Origin of the sequence: Streptomyces sp. NPDC057438 (assembly GCF_042802995.1) — a bacterium.
Classification (GTDB): domain Bacteria; phylum Actinomycetota; class Actinomycetes; order Streptomycetales; family Streptomycetaceae; genus Streptomyces.
The window spans coordinates 1-13358 of sequence record NZ_JBHVDD010000073.1 but is presented as its reverse complement, the minus strand read 5'-3'; the positions used below and the strand labels follow the sequence as shown (position 1 = coordinate 13358).

The following is a 13358-nucleotide window of genomic DNA, read 5'->3' as shown; positions in this document are numbered from 1 at the left end:
ACGGTGCCGGCCTGCCCCAGGTTCCGCCTCGCCCCGCCCGCCGTCCCCCTCATCGCCCGGCCCGCTCCTTCACGACGGTGCCCCGGTCCTCGCCCTTCGGCTTCGGCTCCTTCTTCGGCCAGATCGTGTACGTGAGGGCGATCAGACCGTGGATGCCCGCGACCCGGAGCGCGATCCACTGGAACGACCTCAGCGAATCGACGTTCCCGTCGTCGCCCACGTACCAGACGGCCAGCTGGAGCAGTGCCAGCGCCACCCCGGCCGCCACCACCGTCCGCGCCCACAGCTTCCCCTCGTACCGGGCACGGGCCAGGCCGTACTTCGGGGGTCCCACCGGCTTGGGGCCGCCGCCCAGGCGGTGCGCCGCCCAGGCGTCCAGTCGGCTGATCATGTAGTGGCCGTAGCCCACGGTGAAGCCGATGTAGAGGGCCGCGACCCCGTGTTCCCAGCTGGGCTCGGCGCCGTTCTTCAGGTCGATCGCCGTCACGACGAACAGCACCAGTTCCAGCACGGGCTCGCAGAGCAGCAGCACGGTGCTGGCCCTGCGCTTCTTCAGCAGGTAGCGGACGGCCAGGGCCAGCGCCAGCAGCACCCAGAAGCCGACCTCACAGGCGATGATCAACGCGACGATCACGACTCGCTCCTCTCGGTCACCCTTCCAGGCTCCCGGCCGCCGGCCCTCCGTGCGTCGTCTGCGGTGACGAAGTCGCCGTACATCGAAAGATGCAGTCCGGAACCGTTCGCGGGGATCAGGCGCCGGGGGCTCGTCGCGTGTTGGATGGGGGCATGGCCGTTCGACCGCACCGCCCGCACCCCACGGACGTGTACATCGCCACCGGCGGACTCCTCGGCGGTCTGCTGCTGTGGGGGCTGGGCCTCGACGTGCGCACCCCGCACGACGGGATCGTGATCCTGGAGGCCCACGGGTGGGTCCTGCCACCCCTCGCCGTGATGGCCGGCTGCGAGGCGCTGCGCCGGACCCTGCCGCGCACGGCCCTGCTGGTCGGCTGGGCCGCGCTGACGCTGGACACCATCACCCAGGGCAACCTGATCACGGTGCTGATGTTCACCGACCTGGTGTACGCCGCCGTGCTGTACGGCCCGGCCTCCACGGCCCGCCGGGTGCCCCCGATCTGCGGACTGGTGACCGTCGCCTTCACCGTGGTCCCGCTCACGGTCTTCCGGAAGCCGGACGCGCTGCTCATCGGGGTGGTGGTCGGCCTGGTCTCCCTCATGCCCGCCGCCACCGGCTGGATCGTCCGCAACCACCGCGACGCCGCCGAGGCCGCCGGGCTCCGCGCCGAACAGACCGCCCTGCTGGCGGAGATGGACCGCACCCAGGCCATCGTGTCCGAACGGGCGCGCATGGCACGGGAGTTGCACGACATGGTCGCCAACCATCTCTCGGCGATCGCCATCCACTCCACCGCCGCGCTCTCCCTCGACGACCCGGACACCTCCAAGCAGGCCCTCGGGGTCATCCGCGAGAACAGCGTCGAGGGCCTGGCCGAGATGCGCAGGCTGATCGGCATCCTGCGGGACGCGGGTGGCGACACCGAGCCGTCCGCCGCGCCCACGCTCGACGGGCTCGGCTCCCTCGTCGACGGCGCCCGCACCAACGGACTCGACGTCACCCTCGACGCCGACCACGGCGGCACCCTCCCCGCCCCCGTCGAACTGGCCGCGTACCGCATCGTCCAGGAAGCGCTGACCAACGCCCTCAAGCACGCCTCGCCCGGCCGGGTCACCGTCGCGCTGCGCCGGGCGGACGGCTCCCTCGGCATCGCCGTGACCAGCCCGTACGGCGCACGTGTCCATCCGAGCGCCCCCGGCTCCGGCGCCGGTCTGGTGGGGATGCGGGAGCGGGTCGCCCTGCTCGGCGGCACGTTCGACGCGGGCCCCGAGAGTGCGGCGCACGGCAAGATCTGGAGCGTCCGCGCCACCCTCCCCGTCACCGAAGGAGAACCCGCATGATCCGCGTGCTCGTTGCCGAGGACCAGTCCGCCGTACGGGCCGGGCTGGTCCTCATCCTGCGCAGCGCCCCGGACATCGAGGTGGTCGGTGAGGCGGCGGACGGTGAGCGGGCGGTGGCGCTCGCGCGGGAACTGCGGCCGGACCTGGTGCTGATGGACGTGCAGATGCCCCGCCTGGACGGGGTGTCGGCGACCCGCCAGGTCGTCGCCGAGGGCCTGGCCGACGTGCTGGTGCTCACCACGTTCGACCTCGACGAGTACGTCTTCGGGGCGCTGCGCGCCGGTGCCGCCGGGTTCCTGCTGAAGAACACCGAGGCGAGGGACCTCATCGAGGCGGTGCGCGCGGTGGGGCGCGGCGAGGGTCTGATCGCCCCGGCCGTCACCCGGCGGCTGATCGCCGAGTTCGCCGCCAGGCCCGTACGGGAGCCCACGGTCGATCCGGCCGTCCTGGACGCGCTGACCCGGCGCGAGCGGGAGGTGCTGGCCTGTCTGGGCGGGGGGCTGTCGAACGCGGAGATCGCCGGGCGGCTGGACATGGCCGAGGCGACGGTGAAGACGCACGTCAGCCGTCTGCTGGGGAAACTCGATCTGCGCAGCCGGGTGCAGGCCGCGGTGCTGGCGCAGGAGTTGGGGATCTGACCTCACCGGGTGTCGCGCAGGAGGGCACTGGTCCAGACCCATTGACCTATGGTCCAGACCTTTCTATTCTCGCCCCACTGCGCCACGTCATGCTCATGCTCATGAGCTCATGCTCAAGACACCCCACAAGGAGGCGCACATGCGCTTCAGGCAGCGAGCCATAGCGGGTCTCGCCACCCTTCTCCTCCCCCTCGCCGGACTGGTCGGCCTCGCCACCCCCGCGCAGGCGGCCACGGAAGCGACCGCCACCTACGCCAAGCCCCAGGACTGGGGCTCCGGCTTCGAAGGCAAGTGGACCGTCAAGAACACCGGGACGACCACGATCAGTTCCTGGACCGTCGAGTGGGACTTCCCCTCCGGTACGTCCGTGACCTCCGCCTGGGACGCGGACGTCACCTCCTCCGGCACCCACTGGACCGCCAAGAACAAGTCCTGGAACGGCAGCCTCGCCCCGGGCGCCTCCGTCTCCTTCGGTTTCAACGGGAGCGGCTCAGGCTCCCCTTCGAACTGCAAGCTGAACGGCGGAAGTTGTGACGGCGGCCCGTCCATTCCCGGTGACGCGGCCCCCTCCGCCCCCGGCACCCCGACCGCCTCGGACGTCACCAACACCTCGGTGAAGCTCAGCTGGCGCGCAGCCACCGACGACAAGGGCGTCAAGAACTACGACGTCCTGCGGGGCGGCACCAAGGTCGCCACCGTCACCGGCACCACCTACACCGACACCGGCCTGACCGCGGGCACCGACTACTCCTACACCGTCCAGGCCCGCGACACCGCCGACCAGACCGGTCCCCTCAGCGGCGCGGCGGCCGTACGGACCACGGGCGGCACGAACCCGAACCCCGGCGCGAAGATCAACCTCGGCTACTTCACCGAGTGGGGCGTCTACGGCCGCAACTACCACGTGAAGAACCTGGTGACCTCGGGCTCGGCCTCCAAGATCACCCACATCAACTACGCCTTCGGCAACGTCAAGAACGGCCAGTGCACGGTCGACGACACCTACGCCGCCTACGACAAGGCCTACACCGCCGACCAGTCCGTCAGCGGCACGGCCGACACCTGGGACCAGCCGCTGCGCGGCAACTTCAACCAGCTCCGCCAGCTGAAGGCGAAGTACCCGCACATCAAGGTGCTGTACTCCTTCGGCGGCTGGACCTACTCCGGCGGCTTCGGCCAGGCCGCGCAGAATGCGGCCGCCTTCGCCAAGTCCTGCAAGGCCGTCGTGGAGGACCCGCGGTGGGCCGACGTCTTCGACGGCATCGACATCGACTGGGAGTACCCGAACGCCTGCGGTCTGACGTGTGACACCAGCGGACCGGCGGCCTTCAAGAACCTGATGTCGGCCCTGCGCACCGAGTTCGGCTCGAACTACCTGGTCACCGCCGCGATCACCGCCGACGGCTCCTCCGGCGGCAAGATCGACGCGGCCGACTACGGCGGCGCCGCGACCCATCTGAACTGGTACAACGTGATGACGTACGACTACTTCGGCGCCTTCGACGCGGACGGCCCGACCGCCCCGCACTCGCCGCTGACCTCCTACGCCGGCATCCCGGCGGCGGGCTTCAACTCCGCCGACGCGATCGCCAAGCTGAAGTCGAAGGGCGTCCCCGGCTCGAAGCTGCTGCTCGGCATCGGCTTCTACGGACGCGGCTGGACCGGTGTCACCCAGTCCGCCCCCGGCGGTACGGCGACCGGCGCGGCACCCGGCACGTACGAGGCCGGCATCGAGGACTACAAGGTCCTGAAGAACTCCTGCCCCGCCAACGGGACGATCGCCGGCACGGCGTACGCGCACTGCGGCAACCAGTGGTGGTCCTACGACACCCCGGCCACGATCGGATCCAAGATGACCTGGGCCAAGAACCAGGGCCTGGGCGGCGCGTTCTTCTGGGAGTTCAGCGGCGACACGGGCAACGGAGAGCTGGTGAGCGCGATCAGCAACGGGCTCAAGTAGCCACTAGGAACGGCTAGGCCACATTGACGCGCTGACCGGGCGGAGCTGCCTCCAGCCACGCGAGGAACCCGGTCAGCGCGTCCTCGCTCATCGCCAGTTCGAGCCGGGCCCCGCGGTGCAGACACGCGAGGATCACGGCGTCGGAGAGGAGCGCCATCTCCTCCTCGCCCTCGGGGGTGCGGCGCCCGGCCACCTCGATCGCGGCACGCTCCAGGACGCGGCGGGGGCGGATGGAGTACGAGAAGACGCGGTACCACTCGATACGGTCGCCGTTGTAGCGGGCGACCCCGTAGCCCCAGCCCTTGCCGTTCTCGCCTTCCCCGGGTTTCTCGGGCGCGTTCCAGCGCAGGCTGCAGTCGAAGGTGCCGCCGGAGCGCTGGATGAGGCGCCGGCGCAGTCCGAAGACGAACAGCCCCACCACCACGAGAGCGATCACCGACCCGCACACAGCCAGAGCGAGGACCATCGACACCGACCTCCTCGTCTCTAGGTAATGCCACTGCTAGGTAATGGAACGTAAAAAACACCCACATTCGCCTCAGCCGCGGCCGGATCAGGATGAAGTCATCCAGACCCAGCCGCGGCTGAGGTACAGCATCACACGACGTGCGGGCTCAGTGCGCCGCCGCCGTGCGCAGTCGTACATCCGCGCGGCGCTCGGCGGCGGCGTCGCCGGCCGCCTTCGCCCGCTCCAGCTCCCGCTCCGCGCCCTGGACGTCGATCTCGTCGGCCAGCTCGGCGACCTCGGCCAGCAGGGACAGCTTGTTGTCCGCGAACGAGATGAAACCGCCGTGCACGGCGGCGACGACGGTGCCGCCCTCACTCGTACGGATGGTCACCGGGCCCGATTCCAGCACACCGAGCAGCGGCTGGTGACCGGGCATGACGCCGATGTCGCCGGACGTGGTACGGGCGACGACCAGGGTGGCCTGGCCCGACCAGACCTCTCGGTCGGCCGCGACCAGCGCGACGTGCAGCTCAGCAGCCAAGATGGCTCCTCGGGTCACCACCCGGCAGTTCCGCCGGGTGTTGGGTCGATTCTAGTGGGAGTACAGAGAAGGGCGGGACAGCACCCCAAGAGGTACGGTCTCGCCCCCTCTGCCACGAGTGCCTGACGTCAGCTGACGCCGAGCTCCTTCGCGTTCTTCTTGAGGTCCTCGATACCACCGCAGAGGAAGAACGCCTGCTCCGGGAAGTGGTCGTACTCACCGTCGATGATCGCGTTGAACGCGGTGATCGACTCGTCCAGCGGCACGTCCGACCCGTCGACGCCGGTGAACTGCTTGGCGACGTGGGTGTTCTGGGAGAGGAAGCGCTCCACACGACGGGCACGGTGGACGGTGAGCTTGTCCTCCTCGCCGAGCTCGTCGATACCGAGGATCGCGATGATGTCCTGGAGGTCCTTGTACTTCTGCAGGACCGTCTTGACGCGCATCGCGGTGTTGTAGTGGTCCGCCGCGATGTAGCGGGGGTCCAGGATGCGGGACGTGGAGTCCAGCGGGTCCACGGCCGGGTAGATGCCCTTCTCGGAGATCGGACGGGAGAGAACCGTCGTCGCGTCGAGGTGGGCGAAGGTGGTGGCCGGGGCCGGGTCGGTCAGGTCGTCCGCGGGGACGTAGATCGCCTGCATCGAGGTGATCGAGTGACCACGGGTCGAGGTGATGCGCTCCTGGAGGAGGCCCATCTCGTCGGCCAGGTTCGGCTGGTAGCCCACCGCGGAGGGCATACGGCCGAGCAGGGTCGACACCTCGGAACCGGCCTGGGTGAAGCGGAAGATGTTGTCGATGAAGAACAGCACGTCCTGCTTCTGCACATCGCGGAAGTACTCCGCCATGGTCAGACCGGCCAGCGCCACGCGCAGACGGGTGCCCGGGGGCTCGTCCATCTGACCGAAGACCAGGGCGGTCTTGTCGATGACGCCCGACTCCGCCATCTCCTCGATGAGGTCGTTGCCCTCACGGGTGCGCTCACCGACACCGGCGAACACGGAGACACCGTCGTGGTTGTTGGCGACGCGGTAGATCATCTCCTGGATGAGCACCGTCTTGCCGACGCCGGCACCGCCGAACAGGCCGATCTTTCCACCCTTGACGTACGGGGTGAGGAGGTCGATGACCTTGACGCCGGTCTCGAACATCTCGGTCTTCGACTCGAGCTCGTCGAAGTTCGGGGCCTTGCGGTGGATGCCCCAGCGCTCGCCCGTGTACTGCTCGTCGACGTTCAGCACCTCACCGAGGGTGTTGAACACCTTGCCCTTGGTGAAGTCGCCGACCGGCACCGTGATGGAGGCGCCGGTGTCGGTGACCGGGGCCTGGCGGACCAGACCGTCGGTGGGCTGCATGGAGATGGTGCGGACCAGGCCGTCACCCAGGTGCTGGGCGACCTCCAGGGTCAGCGTCTTCTTCGCGCCGTCCTGGGCCGGGTCGGCCACCTCGACGTGAAGGGCGTTGTAGATCTCCGGCATGGCGTCGACGGGGAATTCCACGTCGACGACCGGGCCGATGACCCGGGCGACGCGGCCCGTGGCAGCGGCCGTCTCAACTGTCGTCGTCATTACCTGTCACTCCCCGCGTTCGCGTCGGCGAGGGCTGCGGAGCCACCGACGATCTCGCTGATTTCCTGGGTGATTTCGGCCTGGCGGGCCGCGTTGGCAAGGCGGGAGAGCGTGTTGATCAGCTCGCCCGCGTTGTCGGTGGCCGACTTCATCGCGCGGCGGGTGGCGGCGTGCTTGGAAGCGGCCGACTGGAGCATCGCGTTGTAGATACGGCTCTCGACGTAGCGCGGCAGCAGGGCGTCGAGGACGTCCTCCGCCGACGGCTCGAAGTCGTACAGCGGAAGGATCTCGCCCTTCGTCGTCGACTCCTCGGCCACCTCGTCGAGGCTGAGCGGCAGCAGCCGGGCGTCGAGCGCCGACTGCGTCATCATCGAGACGAACTCGGTGAAGACGATGTGGAGCTCGTCCACGCCGCCGTCGGCCGTGTCCTTCTCGATGGCCTCGATGAGCGGACCCGCGACCTTCTTCGCGTCCGCGTAGGTGGGCTCGTCGGTGAAGCCCGACCACGACTCCACGACCTTGCGCTCGCGGAAGTTGTAGTGGGCCAGACCGCGGCGGCCGACGATGTACGTGTCGACCTCCTTGCCCTCCGCCTGGAGGCGCGCCGTCAGCTGCTCGGCGACCTTGATGGCGTTGGAGTTGAAGGCGCCGGCCAGTCCGCGGTCGCTCGTGAGGAGCAGCACCGCGGAACGGGTCGCCGTCTCCGCCTCCGTGGTCAGCGGGTGCTTGGTGTTCGAACCGGTACCGACCGCCGTGACCGCGCGGGTGAGCTCGGCCGCGTACGGCGCGGAGGCCGCCACCTTGCGCTGCGCCTTGACGACACGCGAGGCGGCGATCATCTCCATCGCCTTGGTGATCTTCTTGGTCGCGGTGACGGATCGGATGCGACGCTTGTAGACCCGGAGCTGGGCTCCCATGAGTCAGGTCCCTTCCTTACGTCACTTGGAGACGTTGACGGCCGGGGCGTCCTCGCCGAGCAGCTTGCCGTCCGAGGTCTCGAACTGCTTCTTGAACTCGGCGATCGCGTCGGCGACAGCGGTGAGGGTGTCGTCCGACATCTTGCCGCCCTCCTTGATGGAGGTCATGAGGCCCTGCTCCTTGCGGTGCAGGTACTCCAGCAGCTCCTTCTCGAAGCGGCGGACGTCGGAGACGGGGACGTCGTCCATCTTGCCGGTGGTACCGGCCCAGACGGAGACGACCTGGTCCTCGGTCGGCATCGGCTGGTACTGCGGCTGCTTCAGCAGCTCGACCAGACGCTGACCGCGCTCCAGCTGCGACTTCGACGCGGCGTCCAGGTCGGAACCGAAGGCGGCGAACGCCTCCAGCTCGCGGTACTGGGCGAGGTCGAGGCGCAGACGGCCGGAGACCTGCTTCATCGCCTTGTGCTGCGCGGAACCACCGACTCGGGAGACGGAGATACCGACGTTCAGCGCGGGGCGCTGACCGGCGTTGAAGAGGTCCGACTCCAGGAAGCACTGGCCGTCGGTGATGGAGATGACGTTGGTCGGGATGAACGCCGAGACGTCGTTGGCCTTCGTCTCGACGATCGGCAGACCGGTCATCGAGCCGGCGCCCAGGTCGTCGGAGAGCTTCGCGCAGCGCTCCAGCAGACGGGAGTGCAGGTAGAAGACGTCACCCGGGTAGGCCTCGCGGCCCGGCGGGCGGCGCAGCAGCAGCGACACGGCGCGGTAGGCGTCGGCCTGCTTCGAGAGGTCGTCGAAGATGATGAGGACGTGCTTGCCCTCGTACATCCACTGCTGACCGATGGCCGAACCGGTGTACGGCGCCAGGTACTTGAAGCCGGCCGGGTCGGACGCCGGGGCGGCGACGATGGTCGTGTACTCCAGTGCGCCGGCCTCTTCCAGGGCGCCACGCACGGAGGCGATGGTCGAGCCCTTCTGGCCGATGGCGACGTAGACGCAGCGGACCTGCTTGTTCACGTCACCGGAGCGCCAGTTGTCGCGCTGGTTGATGATCGTGTCGACGGCCAGGGCGGTCTTGCCCGTCTGGCGGTCGCCGATGATCAGCTGACGCTGGCCGCGGCCGACCGGGGTCATGGCGTCGACGGCCTTGTAGCCGGTCTCCATCGGCTCGTGCACCGACTTACGGGCCATGACGCCGGGAGCCTGCAGCTCCAGGGCACGGCGACCGGACGTCTCGATCTCGCCGAGGCCGTCGATCGGGTTGCCGAGCGGGTCGACGACGCGGCCGAGGTAGCCCTCGCCCACGGCGACCGACAGGACCTCACCGGTACGGCTGACCGGCTGGCCCTCCTCGATGCCGCTGAACTCACCGAGGACGATGGCGCCGATCTCGCGCTCTTCCAGGTTGAGCGCGAGGCCGAGGGTGCCGTCCTCGAACTTCAGCAGTTCGTTGGCCATGGCCGAGGGAAGACCCTCGACCTTCGCGATGCCGTCGCCGGCAAGCGTGACCGTACCGACCTCTTCGCGCGAGGCCGCGTCCGGCTGGTACGACTGGACGAAGTTCTCCAGCGCGTCCCGGATCTCCTCCGGCCGGATCGTGAGCTCCGCCATCTGGGTTCCCTGCTCTCCTTGTTGGGCCCGAAGTTTCACTTTGGGGGGATGGGGACTCCCCCCTGAAAGAGGTGAATCCTCTGCACGGCCCAACCGGGCCGCAGACATACGTACGTACTGCTATGAAGTTTGGTGCTAGCTCGCCAGGCGGCGGCCGGCGTCCTCGAGTCGGTCCGCGATCGAGCCGTTGATCAGCTCGTCGCCGACCAGGACCCTGATCCCGCCGAGGACCTCGGGGTCCACGTCCAGGTTGAGGTGCATGGCACGGCCGTAGAGCTTCGCCAGGGCGGCGCCGAGGCGTCGCTTCTGCGTGTCGCTCAGCGGGACCGCCGAGGTGACGACGGCGACCACGCGGTCACGGCGCCCGGCGGCGAGCTTGGACAGGGAGTCGAGTCCCGCTTCCAGGCTACGTCCACGCGGCGCTGCCACGAGTCGCGTCACCAGACGCTCGGTGGTGGCCTTGGCGCGGCCGCCGAGCAGGCTGCGCAGCAGCTCGCCCTTGGCGGAGGCACCGGCGGCCCGGTCGGTCAGCGCGGCCCGCAGCTCGGTGTTCGAGGCGACGATCCGGCCGAAGCGGAACAGCTCGTCCTCGACGTCGTCGAGCGAGCCGGACTGCTGCGCGGCGGTGAGGTCGGCGACGGAGGCCAGCTGCTCCAGCGCGTCCACCAGGTCGCGGGGCTGCGACCAGCGGGAACGCACCAGACCGGACACCAGGTCGGCCGTGGTCGTGCCGACCTGGCCGCCGAGGATGCGGCCGGCCAGCTCGGCCTTGGCCTCGCCCGCCTGCGCCGGGTCGGTGAGGACCCGGCGCAGCGAGACCTCACGGTCGAGCAGCGCGGTGACGGCGGCCAGCTCGTCGGCGAGCCGCGCCGCGTCGACGGACGTGGAGTCCGTCAGCGCGTCGAGACGCGTCCGTGCGGCGGCCAGGGCCTCGCGGCTCGCTCCGTTCATCGCGCGGCCTCGGCCTTCTCCTCGAGATCATCGAGGAAACGGTCGATGACGCGGCTCTGCCGGGCGTGGTCCTCCAGGGACTCGCCGACGAGCTTGCCGGCCAGGTCGGTGGCGAGCTTGCCCACGTCCTGACGCAGCGCCGAAGAGGCGGCCTTGCGGTCGGCCTCCAGCTGCGAGTGACCGGCGGCGATGATCTCCTCGCGCTGACGCTGGCCCTCGGCCCGCATCTCGGCGATGAGCGTGGCGCCCTGCTCCTGCGCCTCCTGGCGCAGCCGCGCGGCCTCGTGCCGGGCTTCGGCGAGCTGAGCCTTGTACTGCTCGAGCACGCTCTGGGCTTCGACCTTCATGGCCTCGGCCTCTTCGATACCGCCCTCGATCGCGTCGCGGCGCTCGTCCAGAACCTTGTTGATGTTCGGGAGCGCCTTCTTCCAGAAGAAGAAGAACACGATGGCGAAGGCGATGGCGCCCACGAGCAGCTCGGGGCCGGGCGGGATGAGCGGGTTCTGCTCTTCCCCGGCCGCCAGCTGTACCAGGTTGGCGATCACATCAGTGCCTCTCGTTGAAAGGTTCGCTCGTCAGGGCTCGATCATCCGTAGACGAACGGCATGACGATGCCGATGAGGGCGAGCGCCTCACAGAAGGCGAAGCCGAGGATCTGGTTGGCACGGATCAGGCCGGCGGCCTCGGGCTGACGGGCCAGGGCCTGGGTGCCGTTGCCGAAGATGATGCCGACGCCGACGCCGGGGCCGATGGCGGCGAGGCCGTAGCCGACAGCACCGATGTTGCCTTCGAGGGCGGCAAGGGTCTCCATGGCAGCCATGCTGATTCTTCCTTCTCTTTCATGGACCGGCGGGGGTTGGCCACCGGACGTTCTGGGGGCTTGTAAGGCGGCGGTGCTCAGTGGTGCTCGGCGAGCGCGCCCTGGATGTACGAGCAGGCGAGGAGCACGAAGACGTACGCCTGGACTGCCTGCACGAAGAGTTCGAAGAGGATCATGACGATGGTCATGATGAAGGAGACACCGGCCGCCGGGATCATCCAGCTGTTCAGCAGGTACCAGGAGGCGACGGTGAACATGACCAGCATCAGGTGGCCGGCGAACATGTTGGCGAACAGTCGCACCGCGTGCGTGAACGGTCGGACCAGCAGGTTCGAGAAGAACTCGATGACCACCACGAGGGGCAGGACCGGGCCGAGCGACTTGTCGTAGCCGGTGACGTTCTTGAAGAAGCCGACGAAGCCGTGCTTCTTGAAGGTCAGCGAGACCCAGACCACGTAGACGATCAGGGCGAGGACCATCGGGTAGGCGATGATCGACGACACCGGGAACTGGGCCAGCGGAATCACGGACCAGATGTTCATGAGCCAGATGAAGAAGAACAGCGAGACCATCAGCGGGACGTACTTCTCGCCCTCCTTCCGGCCCAGCGTCTCGTAGACGATGCCGCGGCGTACGAAGTCGTAGCCCGCCTCACCGATCATCTGCAGCTTGCCCGGCACCACCTTCGCCTTGCCGAAGGCGAGGGTGAAGAAGGTGATCACCAGGAGGGTGGTGACGAGGGCGAGCAGCATCACCTTGTTGAACTCGAACCCGCCGACCGTGGCGATCGGCTTGAAGAGGAACGAGTGCAGGCCCGGAGCCGGGAAGCCACAGCCGTTGTCGGACATGATCCGACAGCTCCAGTCAAAGGCGAGCTGGGTCTGGTCAGCACTCACCACGGGCTCCTTCGGCGTGACGCATGGGTACGGCAACCTCGTTGTGTCGGCGCGGCACGCAGCCGCGGGTCGGCACTGGACTGGTGTTACGGATGTGGGGGCGGCTGGGGGGCATCAAGCCTCGCGATTGAGCAGGCGTCAGCTCAGATGCCCGCGCCCGCGATGCCGCAGTTGGCACCGGACGATAGCAGGAGTTCGTACACGCCCTTATCCCGGCCCTACTCCTCACGACGAGTGCCCCGATTTTTCGGGCTTGTTGCCCGTGGACGCATCGGGTTCGACATAGAGGATCTTGGCCTTCATATGCGCGCGCGTCTGTGCCGCGATCCACACGAGCGTGGTGGCGACGAGCGTGAACGCGAAAGCCCTGGGGTGGAACAGCGTGGTGTTCTTGAACGCGGACAGGAAGATGAACAACAGCAGAATCTGTGCCGCGTAGAGCATCAGGCCCATCATCTGGAACAGATGAGGAAGCGATTTGGCGGTGCGCTGCAGAACGTAGAGCCCGATTCCCATGAAGAGGATCGTGATCACCGCCGCCACGACGGCACCGAGAGCCCCCTCACCTCCGACGACCACTCCGCTGATGACAGCGGCGATCGCGCCGGCGGCTGCCGTGGGTACGGCGGCCTGAAGGAGGGTCCGGACGTCATTGGAGGGCATGGCGGCAACTCCGCTTGCTAAGGGGGCAGGGTGTCGTCATGGACGAGCGTAGACCCCGGGGGCGAGCGGACATCTCACGCCAATGGACCGTCGCATTGCGGTCCTTCGACTCTGTCCCGGGTTCTCGTGAACCGTATCACAAACTATTTGATGAGGTCTTTACCTGAATGCTGTGCCAGGTGTCACACATGAGAGTGAACCTGCCCTTCTGTGCAAAAACCCGGCCGACTTGTCTGGTATAAGACCAGTTTGCACCTTCAGGCTCTTGCATGGCGTCGGCAAAGCGTTAGTCAGATTCTTACCTTGCCGTCAGCGCCATGCCCCGCCCCTGCGCCCGCACGACGGACGGCCGGAGGCCGTGTGCGGGG

General features: G+C 68.3%; 14 protein-coding genes. 3 read left to right on the top strand and 11 right to left on the bottom strand.

Annotated features, from left to right (window positions below):
* Positions 1 to 49: 49 nt before the first annotated feature.
* Positions 50 to 634 (bottom strand): hypothetical protein, encoded by a 585-nt coding sequence (locus tag ACFU5F_RS30960; protein ID WP_383894320.1) that lies wholly within the window; start codon positions 632 to 634, stop codon positions 50 to 52.
* Between the two features lie 152 nt (positions 635 to 786).
* On the opposite strand from ACFU5F_RS30960, the gene ACFU5F_RS30955 reads away from it, so the two are divergent.
* The 3 genes from ACFU5F_RS30955 (at position 787) to ACFU5F_RS30945 (ending at position 4572) form a co-directional block, all read left to right on the top strand.
* The gene (locus tag ACFU5F_RS30955; protein WP_383894318.1) at positions 787 to 1974 is read left to right on the top strand and encodes a sensor histidine kinase; all 1188 of its coding nucleotides are present in this window, start codon (positions 787 to 789) and stop codon (positions 1972 to 1974) included.
* Positions 1971 to 2612, top strand: a complete 642-nt coding sequence (locus ACFU5F_RS30950) for a response regulator (protein ID WP_383894315.1) — start codon at positions 1971 to 1973, stop codon at positions 2610 to 2612. Before ACFU5F_RS30955 ends, ACFU5F_RS30950 begins: the two co-directional genes overlap by 4 nt.
* A 139-nt stretch (positions 2613 to 2751) precedes the next feature.
* Entirely contained in the window at positions 2752 to 4572 is a 1821-nt protein-coding gene (locus ACFU5F_RS30945) for a glycosyl hydrolase family 18 protein (RefSeq protein WP_383894312.1), read from the top strand.
* 13 nt (positions 4573 to 4585) lie between these two features.
* Here ACFU5F_RS30945 and ACFU5F_RS30940 read toward each other — a convergent pair whose 3' ends face one another.
* From ACFU5F_RS30940 to ACFU5F_RS30895, 10 genes are all read right to left on the bottom strand, one after another.
* Entirely contained in the window at positions 4586 to 5038 is a 453-nt protein-coding gene (locus ACFU5F_RS30940) for a DUF2550 domain-containing protein (RefSeq protein WP_383894310.1), read from the bottom strand.
* Between the two features lie 148 nt (positions 5039 to 5186).
* Positions 5187 to 5561, bottom strand: coding sequence for a F0F1 ATP synthase subunit epsilon (locus ACFU5F_RS30935; RefSeq protein ID WP_383894307.1), 375 nt, complete (start codon positions 5559 to 5561; stop codon positions 5187 to 5189).
* 128 nt (positions 5562 to 5689) lie between these two features.
* A complete protein-coding gene (gene atpD / locus ACFU5F_RS30930; RefSeq protein ID WP_383894305.1) occupies positions 5690 to 7126 on the bottom strand; it encodes a F0F1 ATP synthase subunit beta in 1437 nt (478 codons plus the stop codon).
* Positions 7126 to 8043, bottom strand: a complete 918-nt coding sequence (locus ACFU5F_RS30925) for a F0F1 ATP synthase subunit gamma (protein ID WP_383894302.1) — start codon at positions 8041 to 8043, stop codon at positions 7126 to 7128. Before ACFU5F_RS30925 ends, atpD begins: the two co-directional genes overlap by 1 nt.
* Positions 8044 to 8064: 21 nt before the next feature.
* Positions 8065 to 9660: a F0F1 ATP synthase subunit alpha gene (gene atpA, locus ACFU5F_RS30920; protein WP_383894299.1), complete on the bottom strand. Its 1596-nt coding sequence runs from the start codon at positions 9658 to 9660 to the stop codon at positions 8065 to 8067.
* A 135-nt stretch (positions 9661 to 9795) separates the two neighbouring features.
* Positions 9796 to 10611, bottom strand: coding sequence for a F0F1 ATP synthase subunit delta (locus ACFU5F_RS30915; RefSeq protein ID WP_383894296.1), 816 nt, complete (start codon positions 10609 to 10611; stop codon positions 9796 to 9798).
* Positions 10608 to 11156 carry a F0F1 ATP synthase subunit B gene (locus ACFU5F_RS30910; RefSeq protein WP_383894293.1) on the bottom strand — a complete coding sequence of 183 codons (549 nt, stop codon included), beginning with the start codon at positions 11154 to 11156 and terminating at the stop codon, positions 10608 to 10610. Before ACFU5F_RS30910 ends, ACFU5F_RS30915 begins: the two co-directional genes overlap by 4 nt.
* A gap of 41 nt (positions 11157 to 11197) precedes the next feature.
* Entirely contained in the window at positions 11198 to 11431 is a 234-nt protein-coding gene (gene atpE / locus ACFU5F_RS30905) for an ATP synthase F0 subunit C (protein WP_037695385.1), read from the bottom strand.
* Between the two features lie 77 nt (positions 11432 to 11508).
* Positions 11509 to 12279 (bottom strand): F0F1 ATP synthase subunit A, encoded by a 771-nt coding sequence (gene atpB, locus ACFU5F_RS30900; protein ID WP_319235925.1) that lies wholly within the window; start codon positions 12277 to 12279, stop codon positions 11509 to 11511.
* 273 nt (positions 12280 to 12552) lie between these two features.
* Complete coding sequence (locus ACFU5F_RS30895) at positions 12553 to 12990, bottom strand: hypothetical protein (protein WP_383894289.1); 438 nt, start codon at positions 12988 to 12990, stop codon at positions 12553 to 12555.
* Positions 12991 to 13358 lie beyond the last annotated feature (368 nt).